This window comes from Desulfobacterales bacterium (genome assembly GCA_034520365.1).
In the GTDB taxonomy this organism is placed as follows: domain Bacteria; phylum Desulfobacterota; class Desulfobacteria; order Desulfobacterales; family Desulfosalsimonadaceae; genus M55B175.
Genome location: JAXHNP010000006.1, coordinates 875,014 through 899,691, shown reverse-complemented (window position 1 = coordinate 899,691; position 24,678 = coordinate 875,014). Strand labels below are relative to the sequence as shown.

The following is a 24,678-nucleotide window of genomic DNA, read 5'->3' as shown; positions in this document are numbered from 1 at the left end:
TGGTGCGTATTATTTTGGATCAATTGACATATGCGCTATTCGTTGATGAAGCGGTTACTTGCTCGGCAATGGCATTGAATAAGGTATCGGCTTGAGAGGAGGAATTTTCTAAATAAGCCTCCATTTGGTCGCATAGGTTCATTAGATGATTGGCTTTCAGAATAATTCTTTTCTGCTCTTCTATCGGTGGTAAAGGAAAAGGGTTTTGTGAGAAATAATCCTTAGGGACTCGTTTTTGTCCTGCTGAGCCTGTCATCTTAGGAATACCCTCTTCAATAAATTTAGGTGATTTCAAGTATAGCAAGACATATTCTGGGACAATTGTGTTACCAATTCGGCGGAATACGTGCAGCTCAGTTGTTCCGGCACCTATCCCGTTTTCAAGGCCTTTCATGACTGCTGATTTACCGTTCTGAAAGCATGGCGTTATTTTGGCAAGTACCACGTCATTTTCCGCAAAGTGCGTGTAACCAGATTTAATTTCGCCCCACGTTCTTTTTTCAGTTATAATGGTTTCCCCATATTTTGAAGGAATTAATGTCATAGGGACAAAGGATACAGGGGATTTATCATCAGAGCTATTTCTTGGATTGATAAGGCCGACTGTGCCCAATCTTGTCCACGCCCAGCCCTCCGGCAATTCATAAGGCACCTCATTCGGCTCAACAGGCGTCAGGGATTTGGGCTTTTTGATTTTGCCTTCTTTGATCAGGCGGTCTTTTTCGGCTTTGATGCGTTTTAAGAGTTCTGATGAGGGTTCGTCGCTGGGGTCCTGGGGGATGAGCTTGCCGGAGACGGCAAGCTGCAGAATGGCTTGTCGCAGTTTTTGGACGTTTTCCGGGTTATCATAGAGGAGATCAAAATTATTTGCGATCAGGTGCCAGTGCTTGTCAAACTCATCGGCTGATCTGGCTCCAAGAAGGTGATCGATGGCGGTGGCGTTCAGTGTTACCCGGTGTTTTAGTGTTTTCTCTTTTTCTGCCTCCATTTGGTCGCATAGGGTCATGAGTTGGTCGACTTTTTCAACAATTCGCTCTTGTTCTTTAATGGGAGGAAGTGGCGTAAAGGTATTATTTATTTGTTTTGTACTCAAATTTTGTATAGCGCTTCCCGCCGAGATCCTTAAGTTTTCTTTAATTCTTGTATTTAAATAAAAATACAGAAATTCTTTGTTAATCAAGATGGTGTCAAATTTTCCAACACGTTGATTTAAGATCAAAATTTCATCAGTTCTATTGAGACCAAGCTTACCTGTTGTTGCCCCTGACATTGCAATTAATAGGTCATTTTTCTGAACAAAAAGATTTGGATCTAATGAATCCGCTAACTCAAAGGAGACATATTTCATATTATGTTTTGAAATTTGACCATTAGATATATCTCCAATTCTTACAATGCCAACCCCTTCATTCTGATAATCAGCGCTTTTAAATGCATAACCATTAATAAATGTTTGGATTTCACCCAAACGAACCCACTCCCACCCTACTGGCAACTCATACGGCACTTCATCCGGATCAACCGGCGGAAGCGGCTTGCTCTTCTTTATTTTGCCTTCCTTTGCCAGCCGCTCTTTTTCTGCTGAAATCCGCTTGAGCAGTTCTGATGCGTGTTCATCATTGGGGTCCTGGGGTACAAGTTTGCCCTGCACGGCCAGCTGCAGGATCATCTCCCGCATTTTGGGGATGCCGTCAGAGGCTTCGGTGACCAGGTTGAAGTTGTCAAACAGCAGATCCGGCCGCATCAGGACGCCCTCCCCAGGCAGGCCATGAGTTCTTGTTTCAGATTGTTTCGGGTATCGGCAATATCGGCGAGCATCTGTTTATACTCGGCCAGCAGTTTTTCCGGGTCGCCGTTGTCTTGTTTTTTTGTATAAGGGTTTTTGATGTCCAGGTTGTAATTGCTGGCCTTTACCTGCTCGGCTGAGACCTTCCAGGCGTATGGAGTTTCCTCCCGGTTTTCCCACCACTGTTTTTCAAGGTCGAACTCCTCAATCCGGATCGGTTTGGTCTTGTTGTAGGATTTAACACCCGGCGGATAGGGGTGCTCGAAATACCAGATATCGGTTGTCTTTTGGCCCTTGGTAAAAAACAGCAGGTTGGTCTTGATGCCGGTATAGGGGTTGAACACGCCGTTTGGCAGCCGGACAATGGTGTGGAGGTTGCATTCGGAGAGGAGCTTTTCCTTGATCCGGGTTTTCACGCCTTCACCGAAAAGGGTGCCGTCCGGCAGGACGATGCCGGCCCGGCCGCCCTCTTTTAAAAGATGCATGAGCAACACCAGGAAAAGATCCGCTGTTTCCCGGGTCTGGAATTTTTTGGGGAAGTTGGCTTCAATCCCGTCTTCCTCCATGCCGCCGAAGGGCGGATTGGTGACCACCACATCGACCCGCTCCTTTTTTGAATAATCCTTTAGCGGCCGGGCCAGGGTGTTATCATGCCGGATCTGCACCGGCACATCAATGCCGTGAAGCAGCATGTTGGTGGTGCACAACAGGTGCGGCAGGGGTTTTTTTTCAACCCCGTAAATGGAATTCTGCAGCCGGATTTCATCATCCACGGTGCTGACATCGTGTTTCCGCATATGTTCGATGGCGCAGGTGAGAAACCCGCCGGTGCCGCAGGCCGGGTCCAATACGGTTTTACCGAGTTTGGGGTCAGTCATATCCACCATAAACTGGGTGACCGCCCGCGGTGTATAGTATTCGCCGGCATTGCCCGCGCTTTGGAGATCTTTTAAAATCTGCTCGTAAATATCGCCGAACAGGTGCCGGTCCTCTGAGCGGTTGAAGTCGATCTCATTTAATTTGTTGATCACCTGCCGCATCAGGGTGCCGGATTTCATGTAATTGTAGGCCCCTTGAAAAATATCCCGGATCAGGAGGGCCTTCCGGTCCGTCTCCGATGATACGGCGATTTCCTTTAACCCGGGAAAGAGCTGGTTGTTGACAAACTCCTCCAATTCTTCGCCGGTCATGCCTTCCGGATCATGGGCCCAGTTCCGCCAGCGGAGGTGGGCTGGGATGGGGCTTTGGTAATTGTCATCCAGGACTTCCAGCTCCTGTTCCCGGTCATCAAATATTTTTAAAAAAATCATCCAGACCATCTGGCTGATCCGCTGTGCGTCGCCGTCAACGCCCACGTCTTTTCGCATGATATCTTGTATGGCTTTAATGGTGGTGCTGATGTTCATATGTTTGCGCTCTTTCAGGTAAAGTGACATTATGCGGCGCTGTAGATTTCCTCTTCCAGCTCCCGGACTGCATTTATGTATTTATCGCGGCCGCCGAAGCTTTGGATGATCTCAACCGGCGTGCCAAGCTCATTTATGGGTTTCAACCGCAGGACGTTCATGTCTTCAATGTTTTCTATGCCTTCATCCGCGTATTTTTGAATTAATGCCTCAAGGACTTTGCCCGCCTTCTCGCCGTACTTGGTGAAATAATTATTTTTGCGCACATTCTCGGCGCGTTCCCGCCGGGTCAGGGGCGGCTGGTCATAGACAACATGGCAGATCAAATCAAACGGATCATAGTCTTTACCCACGGCCTCTGTCAAAGGCGTAAACAAAACGCCTTCTTCCTCAAGCTCTTCAATCACCGCCTTTTTTCGCTCAGCAGCAGACCAGCGTTTCAGAAACTCGGCCATTGAGGCATAATCTTTTTTAACCGTCTTTTTGGTGTAATCCTTGATGGATTCGGTTACCAGCTTGCCGTCTTTTCCGTAATACTGAATGCGCTCGGCAACGATATTGACTTCAACATCATGGACAAAATATTTCATCCGGCCGGGGGTTGGCTCAGGCGGGTCAATAATGACGCCTTCATCATCGCCGTCTTGCCCGCCCTCGCCCGGCGGCGGATCGGGCGGCACCGGCGGCTCTTCCGGGCCGGGCTCATAAATTTGCACCGGCTCGCCGTCAAACTGGGGGTCGGCAAAAAGCTCGGTGGCTTTTTTAAAATCCATGATTGAAAAAAAGTACTTGCCGTAATCTTCGTGTATGCGGGTGCCCCGGCCGATGATCTGCTTGAACTCGGTCATGGAATTAATCACCCGGTCAAGGGCGATCAGCTTGCAGGTCTGCACGTCCACGCCGGTGGACAGCAGGCGGGAAGTGGTGGCGATCACCGGATAGTCGCTGTCCGGCATGATAAAATTGTCCAGCTCAAGCTTTCCTTCCTGACTGTCACCGGTGATTCGCATAATGTATTTATTGTTGGCACCTGCCAGGTCCGGGTTTTCATTTACAAGGGCCTGGCGCATCCGCTCGGCATGGTCAATGTCTTCACAGAATACGATGGTCTTGGCCCAGCGGTCTATAGCTTTCAAAAATTCGGAAACCTTTTTCGCCACGAGCAGGGTGCGCTTTTCCAAGACAAGCTGCTTATCATAATCCTTCTGGTTATAAATCCGGTCTTCAATCTCCTGGCCGTATTTGTCGCATTTGCCGCTTTCCGGCCGCCAGCCGGTCAGGTCTCTATCCAGATCGATCCGAATGACTTTGTAGGGCGCCAGGAATCCATCATTAATGCCTTGCTTCAGGGAATAGACATAAACGGGTTCGCCGAAATAATGGATGTTTGAGACATACTTGGTTTCTTTGGGTGTTGCGGTCATGCCGATCTGGGTGGCGGAAGAAAAATATTCAAGGATTTCCCGCCATGCGGAATCTTCTGCCGCGCTGCCGCGGTGGCATTCGTCGATAATCACCAAATCAAAAAAATCGCGGGAAAAATCCTTATAAATATTCTGGAAGTCCTCGGTGCCGCTAACCGCTTGATAAAGCGCCAGGTAAATCTCATAAGACTTGTCCACCTGCCGGTTTTTGATCTTGGTCATGGCCGAGCCGAATGGTTTAAAATCATTGACCATGGTTTGATCCACCAGGATATTGCGATCCGCCAGAAATAAAATCCGCTTTTTGGCCCGGGCCTTCCACAACCGCCAGATAATCTGAAAGGCGGTGAAGGTTTTACCGGTGCCGGTGGCCATGACCAAAAGAATCCGGTTCTGCCCCCTGGCAATGGCTTCGATGGTTCGGTTAATGGCGATACGTTGATAATAGCGCGGGGTTTTTCGGGTAACATCCGTATAATAGTCCTGCTTAACAATTGAGAGGTCGGTATGTTCGATATCTTTATATGCACAATACCGCTGCCACAAGACACCAGGCGAAGGAAATCCCGAAAGTGTCAGCTCGGTTTCTGTTTGGTCGCCGGTGCTGCTCCGGTCATGAAATAAAAAGCCGTCTCCGTTTGAGCTGAATACAAAAGGCACATCCAATATGTCGGCATAATCCAGGGCCTGCTGCATGCCTGAACCGACGGCGTGATTGTTATCCTTTGCCTCAATGACAGCCACCGGGATATTTGGTTTATAATAAAGAATGTAATCCGCCCGTTTGGCTTTGCCTCTGGCCGCCACCTGCCCTTTTACAATCACCCGGCCGTTGGTAAAGGTCACTTCCTCGCGGATCTGGGTATGCAAATCCCAGCCTGCTTCCTGCAGCGCCGGCGTAATGTATTTGCTGCAGATAACCCTTTCGCTCAAAGACTTTTTATTCATGCCGGATCCATTGGTTTATAGTCAAAAGTCATAGTCATTGGGCCATAAAAATATTATTCCGGTGATATGCCAAATTCTTCTGACCCGGCCAGAATGCTTGGCCTTCCGGTTTAAAAATGACCCTGTCAGATAATGTAAATATGTGGCCGGGATAATTATTTTCAGTGGCCACCCGCTTTGAAACCAGCACCTCGTAATCGCTGCCCACACTCATCAGGCCCTCATCAAACGACCAATGGCAGAGGCGGCATAGGGACATGCCGTTTGTCGGGCGGTCATCATGGGATTCGCTCCATGGTTTAATGTGGGCCGCCTCGACCACGGTGTGGCCTTCGGGGGTGAGCATCCGGATGCCGCATAGAGCGCACCGATGTTCATACAGCCTGACAATGGCCTTTCTAAATCCTTGATCCCGGATTTTTATGTTCCGGGTAATTTCATCCTCGGTTTTGAATGAACTTTGCTCTTCAGAAACCTTTAAAAGTTCCTGGCTGTATTCATAGGATTTAATATTTACTTCGCCGCATTCTAAAACTGCCGGCCGAATTGCTTCTGAGAAATAATGATTGATGATTGCCGCCCTTAGCTGTTCTCTCGAGGGTGGCTGACTCAAGAGAAAGAACAGCTCATCATCCAGCCTTGCCCCAATGCAGAGTTGACGGAGCTTTTTCATGGAGGAGATGGATTCAATATTGATTCTGCCGTTAAATTCAGGGTTGGGAATCAGTTGAAGAATTCCGTCATTCTGAAGCCTGGGAAAGGGATAGGCCATATTGCCTTTGGTGCCGACCGGCATGATGGACTGCCAGTAATGATTAAATGTATCCACAAGCTCAAAAACGGGCTCAATAAAATTTTCTGTAATCAAACCCTGAGCAAAGTGATCCATAATTGCAAGCAGGAGAAACGGCTTGTGCGGCGCCTGATGGCAGGTTTGGAAAGACCATTTCTTGCGGTTTTTATCGGTCCGCAGGCGGATTAGTTTCAAGCTGAATTTATCAAGTGCAGAATGTTTCATATCCATTCCGTCAATTACACTATCTATTCAACCGCAGTACATACCCCAGCCACACATCCCTTGAATTCATGACCGATTCACTGGTTTGATAGTTTAGCACCGCAAAGCCTGTGCGGTCAAAGATTTGTCTTAAGTCCGCATCCTGCCACAGGTAGAAGGTTCTGCCGGTATCATCGGTTTTGGTGCCCTCGCCTTTTTTGAGCGATATGTAGAAATAGCCCTTTTGAACCAGCGCCAAGCTGATGCTTTTGATTACCTCGGGCAGCCGGGCGTGCGGCACATGCACAAAGGCGCCGGAGGAAAGGACCGCGTCAAATGATAGAATGGAGAAATCATAGGTTTCAAAATCGCCTTCTATAACGTCGCACCGGGCATTTTTGCGGGCCAGGGCGGCAAGGCCGGGGGATTTTTCAAATCCGGTGACGGTGAAGCCCTTGTTTTTAAACCATACGAGGTCGCGGCCGGAGGCGCAGCCGATATCCAGGATGGAGGCGCCGGAAGGAATGGCTTCGAGGACTGGATTCAGGAATGGTGAGGGATCGATGGTGAAGGTGCGCTGGTCATAGGTTTTGTAGTTTGTCTGATAGAAGTCGGGCATGGGGTTTTGTGTGAGCGCAGGTTTTGGTTTTTGGCTGATGTCCCCCCTCACCCAATCCCTCTCCCGCTTTGGCGGGAGAGGGGTAAAGGGAAAGTTGTTGTCGCCACCCCTCATTCGTTCTCTCCTATCAATGGAAGAGGGGTAAAGGGAGAAGATTTCCCAGTGTCTATCCGTAAAAATTTACCTTCTCAGAACCGCCGGTTTTTGTAAAGTGATATGTTATAAAAAAAGATAAATGTCGCACGACTAATTTGTTCTAACCGTAAAGCCCATAACCACGGTCCTGCTAACGGACAGATAGTCGGCACGGTGGCCGACTCTACGACGCATGTCGCCGTAGGCCACCGTGCCTGCCTAAAAAAAGATAGAACGAATTTACCGTGATAAATGCCGGGCAAGGTGTTGAATAAAAATGTAAAAATGCCACATTGTATTACTGATATTTTCTAGGGGATGATTTAAGCCATTTTTACCCTCATCCCGACCTTCTCCCAGAGGGAGAAGGGGCCCAATGGCAACATTCCGGGCTTCTCCAAGCGGGAGAAGGGGTTCAATTGCAACATCCCGGGCTTCTGAGCAGTGGAAGCACCCGGGCTTGCCTTAGAGGGAGAAGGGGCCCAATGGCAACATTCCGGGCTTCTCCAAGAGGGAGAAGGAGAAGAATGGAAGCATCCGGCCGGACCGCTGTTGCGATTACAGAATGCTTTTTCGGCTGTTTTGCAAATAAAGTTTTTGATGTTTATGATATATTAGATATTTATAGTACAAAAGGCCTACAGTGGACTTCACAGGCAAATTGCGACCCTGTCAAACAGCTACGAAAACACGCGTGATGAACAAAAAAACCAATCATAAAAAAAATGGTCCAACAGCCCGGAACGGGGCGCGGGCAAACACTGACGCCCCGATTGATGAACAATTCCGGGAAATCGAGGAATATCTCGACACCCTTATCTATCAGTCGCCTGCAGTTATATGCGCCCACCGGATCGGCGATGATCAATGGGAAATAACCTACGTAAGCGATAATATCGAAGGCGTTCTTGGATTTGACCCGGCCGAGCTTGCGGGCGCTTTCAAGCAATGGCAAAGCTGCGTGCACCCGGATGATATTGACGATCTCATTGAGCGCATGCGCCGGGCCAAACCCCGGGATGATCGGCGGGAATATGAATACCGGTTCAGGGATAAAAACGGCAAATACCACTGGCTTTATGATCAGCAGAAGGTTGTATCCGATGCAGACCAACCAATTGAAATCTTAAGCGCTTTCTGGGATATTACCGAGCGCAAAGAGCTGGAACTGGCCCTGCGGGAGAGCCGGGCGCGCTTTGCCCAGATGGCTGAACAAAACCGGACGGTAATCTGGGAAGTGGATTCAAACGGGCTTTTTACCTATGTCAGCCATGTGGCGGAAACCTTATATGGCTATCCGCCGGAAGAAATCATGGGGCAACGGCATTTCTACGACCTGCATCCCGAGACCGGACGCGAGGCGTTTAAAACATCGGTATTTAAAATCTTTGAGGAAAAAAGATCATTTAAGGACCTGGAACACAAATTCCTGTCCAAAACCGGCGAACTGATATGGATTTCCACCACCGGCTTGCCGGTTTTAAATGATGACGGCACCCTGGCCGGCTATCGCGGCAGCGATACGGATATTACCAGCCGCAAGCGGGCAGAGATTGAGCTTCGGGAGAGCGAGAAGAAATTCCGGGTACTGTCAAATGATCTGCCCGCCCTGATCTGTGAGTTTCTGCCGGACGGCACACTTACCTTTGTTAACAAAGCCTATTGCGAATACTTCGGCATGTCCGCCAGAAAGCTGATCGGCCGTCAGTTTCTGGATTTTCTCCCGCCAGAAAAACGCAAATCCGCAAAAGAAAAATACATGGCATTAACCCCCCGGCAGCCGGTGGCGGTCAGCGAGTTCAAAACCACCCGGCACGACATGCCCCGCTGGCTTGAATGGCGGAACCGGGCGATCTTTGATGAGTCCGGGCAGGCCGTCAAATTCCAGGGGATCGGCCTTGATATCTCCGAACGCAAGGAGCGGGAAAAACAGCTCCGGGAAACCAGCCGGTTTCATGAGGCGGCGGCTGAGCTGGCCACGGCCATCGCCAACATGCGGATTGATTCAATGGACGAAGGCATTCAGCAGTGCCTGGCCATCTTGGGCAATTATCTGTCCGCCCAGCAGGGCTATATATTCAGCAGCGATTTTGAAAACAGCATGTGGACTAAAACCCATGAATGGTGCGATAAGGGCGATCCCTCGCAGACGATACCCTTCCGGCATCTGGCATTTGATACCTTTCCCGGGCTTGTGGAACGGTTTGCCCGCGGGGAAAGAATCGCCTTAGCGAGCCGGGCGGAGCTTCCCGAGACAATGAATTCCGCCTGGGAGCGGCTTTTAAAAAAACAGGTGAAGGCCCTGATTATGCAGCCCATGCTGGTGGACGGGCAGCTGATCGGGTTTCTCGCATTTTTTGATACGGCTGAGGAACGCGTTTTCACGGACACGGACCATGGACTGCTAAGCCTTGCCGCGGACAACTTTGCCGCCACCTTTGCCCGCCAAAAACTGTTTCTGCGGGAGGAAAAGGCCAATCAAGAGCTCAAACGCGCCGTCGAACGGGCCAACAAGCTCGCCACCACCGACGACCTCACCGGTCTATGGAACCGCCGGTATTTTATGGATGCCCTTGCCAGAGAGATTGAGCGCGCCAGGCGATATGGCCACGTGTTTTCACTTTTGACGCTTGATATCGATTATTTCAAGCATATCAATGACACTTTCGGCCATGCAGCTGGGGATATGGTTTTACAGCACATGGCGGAAATTTTGAGAAACAGTCTCCGGCACCCGGATGTTGCTGCCCGGATAGGGGGCGAGGAATTCAGCCTGATTTTGCCGAATACCGGCCTCGACGACGCCCTGACCCTGGCTGAACGGCTGCGATGGAGCATTGAAAAAACCCCCGCCGCATACCAAGACCGGGAAATATTTTATACGGTCAGCATCGGCGCGGCCGCCTACCATCCAAATATTCGCGATAAGGATGAACTGCTGCGCCTGGCGGATAAAGCATTATACCGGGCCAAGGATGAGGGCCGGAACCGGGTGGAAACAGAAAAAAGTTAAACGTGGGCCCACTACTGCCTGGCGGCGGGTGTCCGTTTTGACGGCTTTGCCGGCAGTTTCACCGGCTCCAGAATTTTTGAAAATTTATCCTCCAGCTTGCCAAGCCGATTCTGCATATCGGCTATAATTTCTTCGATGTATTTCCAGCGATTCCCGCCATGTTATGGGCGGCCGGGATGAATAGACGTGAGGGCAGCTTAAAGCTTGCTTCCAAGCCTTTGTTTTAGAAAGATACGCAAACAGCAGGAAATGAATTGGAGAATCTGGCCTAGTTTTATTATAAGACTTTATTCATACGGCGCAAGACCGATTTTAAAAAGCGCTTTATGGCGCTTTTAACTCACTCCGGAGACGCCGGAAAACTTATGGACATCAGCGTGTAACAATGGCAGAGTGAATCTACCAATATGACGGTTTTTAAAAACGTAAAAATCTATCTGCTCCGGCTTCCTCTTTTTACGTATCATTTGCAGATGGCTATTTACAGAATCTGGATGCAGATATGCAGACAAAAACCAAAACCGCAGCTGTCTGTGTGCTGCTGCTTGCCATGGCCGGTCTGGCCGGCCTGATTATGTTTGGTTCAGGGCCGCAAGCGGCGGATTCTGAGCCGAAAATTATACTGGCCCATGACAAGGGCAATCTGCCCGGCTTTCAGCGGAACTTTGAACTCCAGGGGGAAGAGGCAAAACAGGCCATTAACCTGGGCTTTACGCCAATGGCCTACCCCAGCACGGATCTCTACATCCAGCAGATGCATGCCTCACTTCCCACCCGGAACGCGCCGGCGCTTTTCACCTGGTGGACCACTTATCGGGTCAAAAAACTGGTGGAACAGGACCTGGTGGCGGACCTGACCCATCTCTGGGACAAACACGCGGACGATTATCCACGGGCCATCCGCGAGGCCCATACGCTAAACGGCCGGGTATACGGGTTTCCCTACAGCATTGAATACTGGCCGGTCTGGTATAACAAGCCGCTTTTTGATCGATTAAATATCAGGCAGCCAGAAACCTGGGAGGACTTTATCCGCGCCTGCCAGGTATTAAAAGCCAACGGCATCCCGCCCATCCTCTCCTCCCTGCAGTTTGAATGGTATGCCTTTGTATGGTTTCAAGCGCTGGTAATCGGCGAGAACCCGGATTTTTACAAAAAATTGTGCCGCGGGCAGGCCGGGTATTCGGATGCGCCGGCCCTAAAAGCCATGCTGCTCTGGCAGGACATGATCAAGCAGGGATATTTTACCGACCCCTCCGCCCATATGTTTTCCAATGCCGGCCATTTATGGAACAATGAGAAATTCGGGATGGTGCTTTGCGGCACCTGGTACTATTCCACGGTCCTGCTGGAGCAGGGCGTTGATCCGGAAAATATCGGGGTCTTCATTCTCCCCTCCCACAACCCGGAGGCCGGCAAGAATATTGTGATGGAATCCGGACCGATTTTTACAGCTAAAAACGCCGGGCAACGCGCAGCGGCGGAAAAAATCGCCGACTGGTGGATGGGGCCGGAGGGAAACACCCCTTTTTCTGAAACATTCCAATCCTATTCAGCCAACAATCGCGCGGATACAAGCCATCTTCATCCGGTCAAGCAGCAACTGCTCACCACCATTCGGGGGGCAGACTACCGGATTTTCAATCGATACTGGGAGGCCGCGCCAACGCCCATCGTGGATAAAGCGGTGGAGCTTTTTGCCCGGTTTATTTTAAATCCGGATGAAATGGAGGCGGTCATCCAGGAGCTGACAGCGGAAGCGGATACTTACTGGACCGAGCATGCGGATAGAATGGGCCATTAAGACGTTAAAGGGGGATGCATGAAGCTAAAGACCCACTTTTTAATCATCGTCCTGGTGGTGGTATTCGGACTGGCCAGCATATCGGGACTTTCCGGTTATCTGCTGTCAACCGTGAAAAATTTAAAAGATGCCGAAGCCATCTGCCATGATGCCATGCATACGCTGATGGATCTGCAGCGGCTGACGAACGAGATGCTCTCCGCTGAAACCCTGGACAATACATTTGCCGAATGGCGCAGAAATTACCGCACGCTTCAGGATCGGCTGAGACAACTCGCCGCATCATCATCTATCAACGCGCTGCTTAAAACCGAAGAACAGCAGGCCATGATAAAGTCCATGAATGCGTTCTGGGAAACTACCCAGGGCCGGCTCGACCGGGTAGACCGCCAGCTGACAGCCTATTTTCAAAAACCTAATGCCTCAAGGGACGGACTTATCTATCAGTATATGGACTCCGGGGATTATCAGGTGCTGGCCCTCAAAAACAGTGTGGATACCGCCGTCTTATTTTTAGGCTCACAATTTGAAGCCAAGCTTGCCACACTTAGTAAAATGGTGGAGCAGGAAATCAATCACCGGATGAACACCACCGTCAAACAAATTATTCTGATGAGTCTTTTGATCGGGATGATTGTGTGCACCATCCTTGTGGCTTTTCTCCTGCAGTTAAACCAGAGCTTTTCCGCCTGGCGCCAGGCCATGGACTCCCTCGGCCGGGGCGGTTTTCCGGAAAAGCTGAAAGCTCCGGGTAAAGATGAAATCAGTGCCATGTCCACTGCCATTAATTTAACCGCGGATAATCTGAGGGCCATTCATAAGGAACTTAACAAGCGGATTGAAGAGCTGTCTGCGACCAAGGAAGCGGCTGAATCCGCCAACCGCTCCAAAAGCCTGTTTCTGGCCAACATGAGCCATGAGCTGAAAACCCCGCTTAATGCGATCATCGGTTTTTCCCAGCTCATATCCCAAAACAGCAGTCTGGGGACGGAGCAAAAAAAGCAGCTGGCCAGTGTCAACAGAAACGGCCGGCACCTGCTGGCGCTTATTAATGAGGTGCTCACCATGGCCAAAATCGAGGCCGGCCGGATTCCATTGAATGAGCAGGCGACAGATATCCGGCATCTGATGGAAGATTTAAGGGAAATGTTTGCATCCATGGCTGAGGCCAAAGGGCTTAAATTTGAGTATTTTCTGGCGCCGGATATACCCCGCCTGATAAAGGCTGACAGTGTTAAACTCCGGCAGGTGTTGATCAATCTGGTTCAGAATGCTTTGAAGTTTACGGAAAGCGGAAATATTCAGGTTTCTGTCGCAAAGGAAAACGAGATGGCGGCCGGCCGGGAAAGCCATAGGGTGCGCTTTACGATTGAGGATACGGGGTGCGGAATTGCCACGGATTATCTGGATGACATATTCGAGGCGTTCGTGCAGGGCGAAAACAAGGGGAAAAAATTAAATGGCGCGGGTCTTGGGCTTTCCATCAGCAGAAAATATGTAGAGCTCATGGGCGGCGAATTGACAGCAAAAAGCGCGTTGGGCCAGGGCAGTGTTTTTTTATTTTCAATTACCCTGGTGCCGGCTGAAGCTGCGGCGGAAGCGGCTGGTGATGCCCATGACCGGGTGGCTTCGGATTATCTGGTAGCCGTGCCGGACAAAACCGGCGCCCCGCCGAATCGTTTGCCTGCCGAGCAAATCGCCCATGTTCCGGAGAACCTGCTCATTGAGATGGAAACCGCTGCCCGTCGGGCGGAAATGGAGTCGCTGCATGCGCTTATTGCAAAGATAAAGGCATATGACGCGCATATGGCCGCACGTTTTGCAGAACTGGTGGACAATTTCGCCTATGATAAAATCCTGCAGCTGATCCGGGCGGATAGACGTTGACGGGGACTTTATTTGGTATGGAAGAGCAAAAACCTGACATTGTCATTGTTGACGACAATACGGACAACCTGCGCATTCTTGCGGGTATCCTGAAAAACCGGGGATATCAGGCCAGACCGGTCATCAGCGGGGCCATGGCACTGGACGCGATTTTTGACAAATCGCCTGGCATGATCCTGCTGGATATCATGATGCCGGAAATGGACGGCTATGAGGTCTGCCGGCAGCTAAAGGCCGCGCCTGAGACCTGGGAGATACCCGTTATATTTATTACCGCCCTGGATGAGCTGGAGGAGAAGCTGAAAGCATTTGCCGCCGGCGGGGTGGATTACATCACCAAGCCTTTCCAGGAGCCTGAGGTGCTGGCCCGGATTGAGACCCACCTGGCGCTCGTCCATGCCAAAGAATCATTGCGGAAAAAAGAGGCCCAGCATCAGCAGGTCCTGAAAGCTAAAAGCCTGATGCGTATGGCCGGCGCCATTGCCCACAAATTCAACAATTACCTTCAGGCGATGATGGGAAACCTTGAAATGGGCATCAGTGATGTGGCTGAAATCGGGCCGGTGCCCAAAACGCTTTATGCCGCCATGGAATCGGCTGAAAGCGCGGCTGAACTGAGTGGACTGATGCTCACCTATACCGGCAAAACCCCCGGCAGAAATGAAACTGTGGATCTCTCTGATTACTGCCGAACGAATCTGCCCCTTTTTCAGGCGATTGTTTCCGAACAGACAATTTTAACCACTGACCTGGAAACCCCCGGGCCGGTCATAAAAGCCAATACCGCGCAGATCCATCAGATGATCACCCATCTGATCACCAATGCCCGGGAGGCCATGAACGGGGGCAAAGGCATGATCTGTCTTTCTGTAAAGACCGGGCATCCCTCGGATTTTACCCGCACTCACTGCTTTCCTCTTGAATGGGCGCCCATGGATGCGGACTATGCCTGTCTTGAAATCAGCGACGCCGGGTGCGGAATCGCCGATTCGAACCTTGAAGATATCTTTGATCCGTTCTACTCCACCAACTTTATGGGCCGTGGGTTGGGTCTGCCCGTGGCCCTGGGCATTGCTGCAGCGCACAACGGCGGGATCTCGGTTGAAAGCGAAGAAGGCAGAGGCAGTATTTTCCGGGTGTTTTTTCCGATTATTGATTGATGGAATAACTTGAGGTTCACGGTTCACAGTTCAAGGTTCAAGGTTTCAGTGTTCAGTGTTCAGTGTTCAGGCTTGCAAAATTTTGGGCTCGCTCGCATAATCTTTCCTGAAACCTGAAACCTGAAACCTATTGTTCCTTTTTTCCCTCAGTGCTTTTGGCTTTGGAAAAGGCTCATAAAAAACGGCCATTTCCGTTAAGTCCCCCTTTGGCCAAAGGGGGATTTAGGGGGATTTCGGGGGGGATTTCAAAAACGGCCGGCATCCATTCATTCCCTATGCATCCATCCCAGTTTCACCATGGCTTCCGTGGAAAGCCAGATAAAAAGCATCATCAGGCAGGTGATAATAAAATACATCAGCAGAGGGGCATCTGCGGACCGGCACCAGTCGATCATAGGTTCGGCCAGCTGCTCCAGAACCAAAAACAATGCCCCGGCCAGCAGGATGCGGCCGATACGTTTTATCACAGGGGCCCTGTCATCCGGAATCCCCCTTAGCCGAACCCCAAAAAACCCGATGTTTACCCCCAGCCACATGGCCGCGTACTCGGGCTGAACCCTTAAGCCGATCAAGAGCACAGGCACCAGAAACCCCAATGCCGCCAGAATCCAACCCTTCCCCCGGCCTTCGCCGGATTTTTCAAACAGGATGGCCTGAATGCTGGGATTTGCAAATGCAAACCAATGAAACAGAAAAAGCAGGCCGCCGCCAAGAACATATCCGCCCAAAACATCCGCGGGGAAATGCCGGCCCAGATAAATCCGGGAGAATGGGATAAGCAGGATAAGCAGCAGGCAGCCCGCCCTGATCCGCCAGTCTTTAAACAGCAGGGCAATCCCGCCCCACAGGGCCACGGCGCTGCTGGTATGGCCGGAAGGAAACCCAAAGCTGTTGAACCGGTGCATGCGGAAATCTGCCACTGCCTCTTCCGGAAGCAATCCCCATAAGGTTTTCGCATCTTGTCCGTTTAAAACGCCGGCCGGATCCGGAGTATAGCCCGGGGTCTGAATGGCGGCATCCACGTTAAACGGCCGCGGCAGGGCAAAAAAATTTTTGAAAAATCCGGTGGCAATGCCGTTTACCACCGTCAGTTGAAGAAGAAGAAATCCCTTGCGGAAATTGACGCCAAAAAGAAAGGAAATGATAACGGCCTGGATGGTGCTCTCGTCGTTTAGGCTGGTAATAAATAGAAAAAACGTATTTAAAGACGCGGAGGCATACGATTGGATAAAAAGTATGAAGTCTGTCTGAAACATTCGGGTCAGCTTTTTTCTTCCAGCACCTCGATAACATCCTCCTTGTTCGGGACAACGCAGATAAACTCAAACGGCTCCTCCCCGGACACCTGATACCAGTGCGGCGTGCCGGCCGGAATATAGACGGTGTCATTTTTGGCCACGTCATAGACTTTCTCCCCGATGCCGATGCGGGCGCGACCGTTTAGCACGAATTGTTCATGCTCAACCGTATTGGTATGATTGGAGATATGGCCGCCCGGCTCCAGTATAAACCGGCGCAGGGCCGCATTCGGCGCCTCCTGCACGCTGATCAGAACCTGCTTCCATGCCTTTTCGCCGGTTGTGACCTTAACCTTGGGGACGCTGTCTATTTTTTTAACAAACATAAGAGGCTCCGTTTCTCAAATAAAAAGGTTAATCTTCCTTTTTCGGCGGTTTAATATGATCCTTTCCTAAACCGGCTATGCATCCAATATCTCACGGACCTTCTGCGAAAGCGTATGCAGCCGGAAGGGTTTCTGGATAAATCCGGTCCGCTCATGCCGGAGGATTTCGCCCACCTCGGCGTTTAATGAAAAACCGCTGGATACCAGCACCGGCACATCCGGACGGATTGACTTGAGGTGCCGGAAAGTCTCCTCTCCGCCCATTTCCGGCATGGTAAAGTCCAGAATCACCAGATCAATGGCATCGGTTTTCGCCTCAAGGATTTCAAGGGCTGCGCTTCCGCTGCCAGCGGTTTCCACCGAGTAGCCCAGCCCCTCCAAAAGTTCCCTGCTCACATCCAGAACCATCTCCTCGTCATCAACTAAGAGCACAGACTCAGAGCCATGCAGAATTTCATCTTTTTTCCCGCGCTTTGTATCAGACGCCATAGCATTGCCTTTTGCGGCCGGCAGATATATGCTGAAAGCCCGGCATTGGTTGATTTTACTCCAGCGTGCCGTTGGTTTCGAATTTTAACGATCCGCACCAAAACTGCTCGAACGAACTAGAATTTTCTTATACCAAATCTTTAAAGCAGATTCAATTTCTGCATTAAAAAAAGCACGGTAAATTTGTTCTGTCTTTTTTAGGCAGGCACGGTGGCCTGCTTTTTTTAGGCAGGCGCGGTGGCCTGCCCTACTACTACTACGGCGACATGCGTCATAGAGTCGGCCACCGTGCCGACTATCTGTCCGTTAACAGGACCGTGGTTATGGGCTTTGCGGTTAGAACAGATTAACCGTATAAAAAAAGATTGGATAGAGGCGGAAAAAAGGCGGGGTATAGCAATAACAGCAAAAAACCGCATGGCTTTCAAAATCTTTGCGTTCTTTGCGGCTTTGCAAGAATGAGATTAAGAAAAGGATGGCATCAGTTCTTCTGCTCCCGGGCTTTTGAATGCCCTTCTCCCAATGTATACATTGAATTTGCGGCTCTTTCTTCCCGGTTCATTTTTTCAACAATGCATTTCTGCAATCGGGAAAGATCGATACTGGTAAACTTAATTCCAATGCCCTCATGCGTCCTATGCACAGTTTTGCCTATCGCCTTGATCTTTAAATTGGGAACCTGCGAGTCCGGGTCGAATATGATTTCAACTTCAACATCATCATTGTTGGGGAGATATTCCTTGGTAATCAGAAACATGCCGAGCGATCCGATGTCCTTTACTTTACCATCAATTTTGATCTCTCCCCGGCCGCTTGCGGAAAGCGGGTCAGTGGCTGTGACAATGGCCTGCGTCTCCGGCCACACCTGGGATCTTGTGCTGGTTCGTTTGTGTTTTTTGGGCATATACACCTCTAAATCGGAATGAACGCCACAGATTTAAATCTCTTTTATTATTAAAGCATACCCGGGTTCATGTCAATAAAGCATGCGTTTAAAACGCATATTGCGGCACAACCGCTTTGACATTGAAAATTTAGGTTCATGAAATATCAGTTTTTGCAGAAACCCTTCCAGATCTCGGAGATGCTTGAGACGGTAAAACAAATGCTGTCTTAATGTTTGGCCGATGCGTCCCCGGCATCGAGCCCGCCTTCGAGCGCTTCCCGGACAAGCCGGTTGACCTTATGGCTGTATAGCAGCCGGAGATGGCCGTGGTAGGATAACTTATGGTTAACCGCGCTATCGCCCAGGTTCGCGGATTCCTGGGGGATGATAAAATTATCAAACGCCGAATAGATGGATACATATTTGACCCGGCCCGGGGTTAGGCCGCCCTCTTCAAGCGCCTTTATAAAATCACTTTCATACAAGAGCTGCAGCGTGTTTCGGCCATAGGGCCACAGCGCGGCCACCCGACTGCCCCGGTGCGGGGAGCCGATGGATATGAGCCGGCTCACCTTGTCTTCCATATACAGATTCTTGATGGCATAGCGGGCCAATACACCGCCCAGGCTGTGGGCAACAATATTGACCTTTTCTGCGCCGGTTTTCTTAAGCACCTCATTGATGCGATCCGCCACTTTTTGGGATAGCCCCTCAAGGTCAGCCATCACCGGCCGGTAGGTCATGGTATAGATATTTTTAAATTTTTTCCGTTTCAAATACCAGGAAATCAGCATAAAGGCGTGGCTGCCCGAGCTCCAGCCGTGAACCAGAAGAATCGGGGGGCGGGGATCCGAAACCTTTTTGGGCGGCATCCGGTCAAAAAGATACCGGAGCGGCTGCGTAATGACATGAAAAAAAAGGGCGAGCGACTCCAAAAACACGTATAAGAGCATTCTCCCGGTGTGGATGGACTGCCGCCACTCCCCGCTGTCCGGTTGAGCGGCCCGGAAGTTGACATAATCATACCAGGCCACAAAATACAGGTTTATGGTCGCAATAAGCGCAATCAGATAAAGAATTAAAAGAATGTAGATGATGATCATAAGCCATTCCAATGAAAGAAATTAAAGAAAGATGTATTCATTTGTGGCATTATGCATGTTTTCCGTATCAGGCTTTCCGGCCGATGATTCCCTCAAAATAGATCTTCTGGGCGAGAAGGCCGAATCCCTGTGATGTTGGGTGGATTTCATTGGCCCAGTGGCGCTTTTCTAAAAGCCCCTGGGTGTTTACGACCACCACATTCCGGGGATAATCTTTTTCAATTTTGCTAAGGGTACTTTTGAGCCTGAGCAGCATATTGCGGATGATCTTTCGCTGATCTTCCGGGTCATGGATCTTTTTTTGCATAAAATAGGGGTAGATCCAGGACTTTCCGAGGGGTATCACATCAAAGAGCTCATAGCCCTTGTCCGAGGGTATGGGGAAATCATAGGTGTGCATCACGATGCGGATTTGGGGCCGGATTTCGATGATCCGTTCTATAAGCTCCCGATAGGCCAGCTCCACCTGCCGGATTTTAATAAACAGACGGGTGGCGTTAATGCATTCCCGCCACTCCATTTCCGGGGTTTTCTCATACAGCAGAAAGCCGAGATCATAGCGGCCCACAATATCATTGCCCCCGCCTGAGAGCAGCACCACATCAAAATCGATATGGTGCAGGCGTTTAAGCAGCGCGAATTTCTGCTCGCCGGAGATCATATCAACGATCTCATCCCCGTTTGATGCGGTATTTAAAATCAAGAGGTTGTCTTCCCGGGCCAGATGGTCAATTATGTTGACGTCTTTGCCGATAAGCAGGAAGCGCCGCGGATAGGTGAACCAGGAATCGCCTTCCGCCAGGATCCGGATGGGATTTAAGTGTTTGTATTTTTTAAAAAGATCCTTAAAAATCGAAGTATCACAGGTTTCCCAGCCCAAAACACACCTCCTTGATGGACGCCGCCCGGATTAAAATTTTTCTTTATATAAATTCAATTTTCTATTATTAAAACACAAACCAAACTTAAAGCGGCATTATTCGATATGAACATGGCACCGGATGAAAACCAGCCCACAGACACCATCAAATATTTTTGTCCGCTCACCGGATTAGAAATATATACCCGACCGGAATGGCAAAGTCAAAAACTCGATGCGGATTACTTCGCCAATTTCTGGCTGATCGGCGATCGCATCATTTATTCCCGCCCTGAAGGCCATGTCAGCCTTCAGGGCGTTGAAGCCTCACTTGCATTGAATGAAGCCGTCGCCGCCCATGTGGCCGGCGGATCCGGCCATTATCTGCAGATCGAAGACTATCTCCGCCTCAAAAATGCCAGTATTGACGCCAGAAAATATTTTATCGACCATTTCAACAGCAAAGATCGGCTCCTCTCTTTAATTTTCTGCAATCTTTCTCAGCTGATGAAACTGGCCGTAAAAATCGGGCAGCGCTTTGCCCTTACCGGTAACAAAGTCTTCGCCGTCAAGCGATACCGCCAGGCCATTGAAAAAGCCCTTGAAGTCTGCAAAGCCAACGAGTTGAAGCCGGGGGATTTCATATTCGATCAGCCCTTTAAATACGGCGGTGAGGATAAAACCCTGTCTCCGACAGAACTTCTCACCACACCGGACTGGGAATTCAAAACGCCGGACTACTGCAGCAAAACCGTTATTATTGACCGTAAAATCCTCTTTTCCCAGCCGGATGGCCAGCTTAAGGCCGAGCACATTCCGATGGTCAATAAAATTCATAATTCGGTCAAACAGCAGGCGGATTTTGACTATATTGTGGTGGATGCATCGAAAATTTCGGGGTTCAGCCGCAAGAGCCGCCAATTATTCATGAAATACGTGCTCAACTGGCACCGGGAAATCCCCTTCCGGATGTACCTGTTGTTTGGCGCCAATCCCCTGGTCGCAACGGCCGTTAAGATGGCCAGGCCCTTTATGCCCTTTGCCATCGCCGTAGCCGACGACATCAACCAGGCATTTGAAATGATCCGGGCGGATCAAAAGGCGGCCCCTAAGCATCCCAGGACCGAAGATGAAGCCCAGCAGGGGCTGATCCAGCGCTATGTGGATGATCTGCTTCTGTTTATCGGCAGCATTAACTGGGAAAAAGAAGGGATTGATACGGATTTTGAAGAAATTGACCCCAAGCATCCGTTTGCCAGCGTTTTCAACTCCATTAAGCTCATCAAGGATGAGCTTGATGACATGAGCGCCAAGCGCCGGGAAAACGAGCTCAAAATCCGTGAAAGCGAAGAAAAATACAGCAAGCTCTTCCTTTACTCAAATGACGGCATCTTCATCCACCAGACGGACGGCGTGATCCTTGATGTCAATAATAAGGCGCTTGAGCTTTTCGGCTATTCCAAATCCGAAATGCTGGGTTTAAACGTCCAGGATCTCCACTCCTCTGAATCCCAGGCGAGCAGCGACGCCGCTTTTGAATCCCTTTTCAGTGAGGGATTTGTCAATTTCGAAATCGAATTCGAGACCCAAACCGGCCGGCGATTCCCGGCGGAAGTCTCTGCGTCTGCCTTTGAACTAAACGGCCGGCAGGTGATCCAGGGGCTGGTTCGGGATATCAGCCAGCGAAAAGAAGCTGAAGCCGCACTCAGGAATTACCGAACGCTTGTGGAAACCATGAACGACGGCGTGACCATTATTGATCATCAGCTTTATATCAGCTATGTCAACAAGGCCCTCTGCCGGATGTCCGGATACGCGGCTGAAGAAATTATCGGCCGGCCGGCGATTGAATTTTTGGATGAAAAAAATCAGCAAAAACTTGAGACTGAAGTGGCCAACTGGCCGCAAAGCGACACGCATGTTTTTGAAATCGACTGGATCGGCAAAGATGAGCGGGTGCTATCCACGATCGTATCCCCCAACCCCATGTTTAATGAAGACGGCGAATTTGCCGGTTTTTTGGGGATTTTAACAGACATCACCGATCTCAATAAGGCCCGGCAGGAAAAGGATCAGATCCAGACCCAGCTTTATCACTCCCAGAAAATGGAGGCCATCGGCACGCTGGCCGGGGGGGTGGCCCATGATTTCAACAACTATTTGACCACCATTCTGGGCTGCGCCGAGCTGATGCAGCTTAAAAAAGACGAGCCGGCGGCCCGGGAAAAATATCTCCATGAAATCAAAAACGCCGCGGATCGGTCCGCGGCACTGACCCGCCAGCTGCTGGCCTTCAGCCGACGGCAGATACTCGAGAAATCGGCGATTAACTTAAACCAGGTGGTGGCGGATATGAACAAAATGCTCCGGCGCCTGATCGGCGAAAACATCGAACTCCGAACGGAACTGGCCGAAGATTTAAGCCGGATCAACGCCGATCCCGCCCAGATGGAGCAGATCATCCTGAACCTTGTCGTTAATGCCCGGGATGCCATGCCTGAAGGCGGAACGCTTCGCATCATTACGGAAAACATTCATATCGACGAATTTTACAGCCGACAGTTTGCCTACGCCCGCCCGGGGGATTTCGTCTGCCTGACCTTCGAAGACAACGGCTGCGGCATGGCGCCTGAAGTGGCGGAAAATATATTCGAACCGTTTTTTACCACCAAAGTCTCAAGCCAGGGCACCGGCCTGGGCTTGTCCGTGGTCTACGGCGTGATCAAACAGCACGGCGGCTGGATCAATGTCTACAGCGAACCCCGGCATGGGACGCGCTTTAAGATCTACCTGCCGGTCCTTGAGCAAAGCGAAGAAACAGCTGAAGATAAAGATCTGCCGGATGATATGCACGCCCAACCCAAAAACCGGGGAGAGGGCGAGCGGATTCTGCTGGTTGAGGATCAGGACGAGGTCCGGGAAATGATCTGTTCAGCGCTTCTTATGAATGGCTATCAGGTCGAGGCAACGGCCTCTGTTGCCGAAGCCAGCCAATTCATCGACCAGGCAAAACCCGGGTTTGACCTGTTGTTCAGCGATGTGATCCTGCCGGATGGCAACGGCATTGAGCTTGCCCAAAAAATCATTCAAAAAACCCCGGGCACCCGCATTCTTCTTAGCAGCGGCTATACCGAAGAGAAGGCCCGGATCGATATTATTGAAAAAAACCGCTTTTATTTCCTGCAAAAACCCTACCCTTTGGAGAGAATGCTGAAAAAGGTTCGCGAGGCTCTGGATCGGTAATATATTTCCTTTTATCAAAGGAGGAAAATCATGGCCAAAAACCGGATTTGTGATCTGCTTGACATCCGCTACCCGATTATCCAGGCCCCGATGAACTGGGTGAGCGGGGCTGAACTGGTCGCCGCCGTATCCGGCGCCGGCGGGTTGGGCACCCTGGGGCCCAATTCCGGGGCCTCGGAAATTACCCATGATGTGGATCTCACGGCAGAGCGCATGCGTGAACAGATTCGCAAAGTAAGGGCGCTCACGGATGCACCCTTTGGCGTTAACGTGGTGATCGGCGTGGGGGAAACCGTAAAGTATTCGGAAAAAATCGTTGAAGTGATCATTGACGAGCAGGTGCCGGTGGTTATCGCCTCTGTGGGGCGGCCGGATATCTATACGGACCGGTTAAAGCAAGCCGGCATCAAGGTTCTCCATGCCATATCCACCGGCCGGCATGCCCAGAAAGCCGAGGCAGCCGGTGTGGACGCGGTGATCTGCGAAGGCTATGAGGCGGGCGGCCACAAAGGCTTTACAGAGCTGACCACATTTGCCCTGACTCCCATGGTGGCCGATGCGGTAAGCATCCCGGTCGTCACCGGCGGCGGCATCGGGGATGCCCGGGGCGTGCTGGCCGCCATGGCCCTTGGCGCAGACGGGATTTATATGGGCACCCGGTTTATGGCGACCCAGGAATCGGAAAGCCACCATAGGGTCAAGGAGGCGATCATAAACTGCCGGGATGCCTGCACGGTGACGATTTCCAAGGACTTTATGGTCGCCCGGGATCTTCGCAATAAATTTACGGAGCAATATACAGAGAGACACAAATCCGGGGCCGATCCGGAAGAACTTGCGGCATACCTGAACGCCCATTCCCAGTACCATGCCCAGAACCTGGGAAATGCCGATGAAGCGGAAATCTGCTGCGGCCAGTTTGCCGGCATGATAAATGAAGTCAAAAGCGCCGCCGCGGTCATTGAGGAAATTGTTGAGGCGGTAGGCCCGAAGTTCGAGGCGTTGAAGGAAAAAGCCGGAGATTTTTAAAACCAGGGTAAGCTCTCAGTTTTTTGTCAATTTCTATCATCCCCTCATCCTGACCTTCTCCCCTTCAAAGGGGAGAAGGGAACTAGAGGTATTTAATCCATTTCTATCACATCAAGCAGACTTTTTTATCACATCATACGAACTCTTCTATCACATCAAACAGACTTTTCGATTATGACATGCAGATACTTGTATGCATGATGGACAAACACGCCATCAGCACGAACCAACAGCACTTTAACATTTTGAGACTTCCCCACGCGCGG

17 protein-coding genes are annotated in these 24,678 nt (G+C 50.5%); 6 read left to right on the top strand and 11 right to left on the bottom strand.

The annotated features are described in order from the left end of the window. Window positions 1-19 precede the first annotated feature (19 nt). From U5L07_12040 to U5L07_12020, 5 genes are read right to left on the bottom strand one after another with little or no spacing between them, the layout of a single operon-like run. Window positions 20-1,744: a restriction endonuclease subunit S gene (locus U5L07_12040; GenBank protein MDZ7832474.1), complete on the bottom strand. Its 1,725-nt coding sequence runs from the start codon at window positions 1,742-1,744 to the stop codon at window positions 20-22. Further along, on the bottom strand, window positions 1,744-3,192 hold the full coding sequence (locus U5L07_12035) for a class I SAM-dependent DNA methyltransferase (protein MDZ7832473.1): 1,449 nt from the start codon (window positions 3,190-3,192) through the stop codon (window positions 1,744-1,746). The genes U5L07_12040 and U5L07_12035 overlap by 1 nt, the downstream gene beginning before the upstream one ends. A 29-nt stretch (window positions 3,193-3,221) precedes the next feature. Continuing rightward, the gene (locus tag U5L07_12030; GenBank protein ID MDZ7832472.1) at window positions 3,222-5,564 is read right to left on the bottom strand and encodes a DEAD/DEAH box helicase family protein; all 2,343 of its coding nucleotides are present in this window, start codon (window positions 5,562-5,564) and stop codon (window positions 3,222-3,224) included. A 34-nt stretch (window positions 5,565-5,598) separates the two neighbouring features. After that, window positions 5,599-6,582, bottom strand: coding sequence for an HNH endonuclease (locus tag U5L07_12025; GenBank protein MDZ7832471.1), 984 nt, complete (start codon window positions 6,580-6,582; stop codon window positions 5,599-5,601). Window positions 6,583-6,601: 19 nt separating this feature from the next. Next, window positions 6,602-7,294 carry a class I SAM-dependent methyltransferase gene (locus U5L07_12020; protein MDZ7832470.1) on the bottom strand — a complete coding sequence of 231 codons (693 nt, stop codon included), beginning with the start codon at window positions 7,292-7,294 and terminating at the stop codon, window positions 6,602-6,604. A 718-nt stretch (window positions 7,295-8,012) separates the two neighbouring features. On the opposite strand from U5L07_12020, the gene U5L07_12015 reads away from it, so the two are divergent. The 4 genes from U5L07_12015 to U5L07_12000 all read left to right on the top strand — a co-directional run bounded on the left by U5L07_12015 (window position 8,013) and on the right by U5L07_12000 (window position 15,179). Then, a complete protein-coding gene (locus U5L07_12015; protein MDZ7832469.1) occupies window positions 8,013-10,328 on the top strand; it encodes a PAS domain S-box protein in 2,316 nt (771 codons plus the stop codon). Window positions 10,329-10,830: 502 nt separating this feature from the next. Continuing rightward, window positions 10,831-12,132: an extracellular solute-binding protein gene (locus tag U5L07_12010; GenBank protein ID MDZ7832468.1), complete on the top strand. Its 1,302-nt coding sequence runs from the start codon at window positions 10,831-10,833 to the stop codon at window positions 12,130-12,132. Between the two features lie 18 nt (window positions 12,133-12,150). Beyond that, window positions 12,151-14,019, top strand: a complete 1,869-nt coding sequence (locus U5L07_12005; GenBank protein MDZ7832467.1) for an ATP-binding protein — start codon at window positions 12,151-12,153, stop codon at window positions 14,017-14,019. A 17-nt stretch (window positions 14,020-14,036) separates the two neighbouring features. Next, window positions 14,037-15,179, top strand: a complete 1,143-nt coding sequence (locus tag U5L07_12000; GenBank protein ID MDZ7832466.1) for a response regulator — start codon at window positions 14,037-14,039, stop codon at window positions 15,177-15,179. A gap of 266 nt (window positions 15,180-15,445) precedes the next feature. Here the strand turns inward: U5L07_12000 and U5L07_11995 are convergent, their stop codons facing one another. The 6 genes from U5L07_11995 to U5L07_11970 all read right to left on the bottom strand — a co-directional run bounded on the left by U5L07_11995 (window position 15,446) and on the right by U5L07_11970 (window position 20,161). Then, entirely contained in the window at window positions 15,446-16,435 is a 990-nt protein-coding gene (locus tag U5L07_11995; GenBank protein ID MDZ7832465.1) for a phosphatase PAP2 family protein, read from the bottom strand. 5 nt (window positions 16,436-16,440) lie between these two features. Beyond that, window positions 16,441-16,803 carry a cupin domain-containing protein gene (locus U5L07_11990; protein ID MDZ7832464.1) on the bottom strand — a complete coding sequence of 121 codons (363 nt, stop codon included), beginning with the start codon at window positions 16,801-16,803 and terminating at the stop codon, window positions 16,441-16,443. 75 nt (window positions 16,804-16,878) lie between these two features. After that, entirely contained in the window at window positions 16,879-17,292 is a 414-nt protein-coding gene (locus U5L07_11985) for a response regulator (GenBank protein MDZ7832463.1), read from the bottom strand. A 481-nt stretch (window positions 17,293-17,773) separates the two neighbouring features. Further along, on the bottom strand, window positions 17,774-18,196 hold the full coding sequence (locus U5L07_11980) for a PilZ domain-containing protein (GenBank protein ID MDZ7832462.1): 423 nt from the start codon (window positions 18,194-18,196) through the stop codon (window positions 17,774-17,776). A gap of 209 nt (window positions 18,197-18,405) precedes the next feature. Beyond that, a complete protein-coding gene (locus U5L07_11975; protein MDZ7832461.1) occupies window positions 18,406-19,281 on the bottom strand; it encodes an alpha/beta fold hydrolase in 876 nt (291 codons plus the stop codon). A 67-nt stretch (window positions 19,282-19,348) separates the two neighbouring features. After that, the gene (locus tag U5L07_11970; protein MDZ7832460.1) at window positions 19,349-20,161 is read right to left on the bottom strand and encodes an SGNH/GDSL hydrolase family protein; all 813 of its coding nucleotides are present in this window, start codon (window positions 20,159-20,161) and stop codon (window positions 19,349-19,351) included. 105 nt (window positions 20,162-20,266) lie between these two features. Here U5L07_11970 and U5L07_11965 point away from each other — a divergent pair, with 105 nt between their 5' ends. Both U5L07_11965 and U5L07_11960 read left to right on the top strand, forming a co-directional pair. After that, entirely contained in the window at window positions 20,267-23,383 is a 3,117-nt protein-coding gene (locus tag U5L07_11965) for a PAS domain S-box protein (GenBank protein ID MDZ7832459.1), read from the top strand. 30 nt (window positions 23,384-23,413) lie between these two features. After that, a complete protein-coding gene (locus U5L07_11960; GenBank protein MDZ7832458.1) occupies window positions 23,414-24,412 on the top strand; it encodes a nitronate monooxygenase in 999 nt (332 codons plus the stop codon). Window positions 24,413-24,678 lie beyond the last annotated feature (266 nt).

Excerpts from the sequence above, each read along its gene's own strand:
- U5L07_11995 (MDZ7832465.1), bottom strand. The coding sequence starts at position 16,435 with ATGTTTCAGACAGACTTCATACTTTTTATCCAATCGTATGCCTCCGCG.
- U5L07_12005 (MDZ7832467.1), top strand. The coding sequence starts at position 12,151 with ATGAAGCTAAAGACCCACTTTTTAATCATCGTCCTGGTGGTGGTATTC.
- U5L07_12015 (MDZ7832469.1), top strand. The coding sequence starts at position 8,013 with ATGAACAAAAAAACCAATCATAAAAAAAATGGTCCAACAGCCCGGAAC.
- U5L07_11980 (MDZ7832462.1), bottom strand. The coding sequence starts at position 18,196 with ATGCCCAAAAAACACAAACGAACCAGCACAAGATCCCAGGTGTGGCCG.
- U5L07_12040 (MDZ7832474.1), bottom strand. The coding sequence starts at position 1,744 with ATGCGGCCGGATCTGCTGTTTGACAACTTCAACCTGGTCACCGAAGCC.
- U5L07_11965 (MDZ7832459.1), top strand. The coding sequence starts at position 20,267 with ATGAACATGGCACCGGATGAAAACCAGCCCACAGACACCATCAAATAT.
- U5L07_11960 (MDZ7832458.1), top strand. The coding sequence starts at position 23,414 with ATGGCCAAAAACCGGATTTGTGATCTGCTTGACATCCGCTACCCGATT.
- U5L07_12030 (MDZ7832472.1), bottom strand. The coding sequence starts at position 5,564 with ATGAATAAAAAGTCTTTGAGCGAAAGGGTTATCTGCAGCAAATACATT.
- U5L07_11990 (MDZ7832464.1), bottom strand. The coding sequence starts at position 16,803 with ATGTTTGTTAAAAAAATAGACAGCGTCCCCAAGGTTAAGGTCACAACC.
- U5L07_12035 (MDZ7832473.1), bottom strand. The coding sequence starts at position 3,192 with ATGAACATCAGCACCACCATTAAAGCCATACAAGATATCATGCGAAAA.
- U5L07_12025 (MDZ7832471.1), bottom strand. The coding sequence starts at position 6,582 with ATGAAACATTCTGCACTTGATAAATTCAGCTTGAAACTAATCCGCCTG.
- U5L07_11985 (MDZ7832463.1), bottom strand. The coding sequence starts at position 17,292 with ATGGCGTCTGATACAAAGCGCGGGAAAAAAGATGAAATTCTGCATGGC.
- U5L07_12010 (MDZ7832468.1), top strand. The coding sequence starts at position 10,831 with ATGCAGACAAAAACCAAAACCGCAGCTGTCTGTGTGCTGCTGCTTGCC.
- U5L07_11975 (MDZ7832461.1), bottom strand. The coding sequence starts at position 19,281 with ATGATCATCATCTACATTCTTTTAATTCTTTATCTGATTGCGCTTATT.
- U5L07_12000 (MDZ7832466.1), top strand. The coding sequence starts at position 14,037 with ATGGAAGAGCAAAAACCTGACATTGTCATTGTTGACGACAATACGGAC.
- U5L07_12020 (MDZ7832470.1), bottom strand. The coding sequence starts at position 7,294 with ATGAGGGGTGGCGACAACAACTTTCCCTTTACCCCTCTCCCGCCAAAG.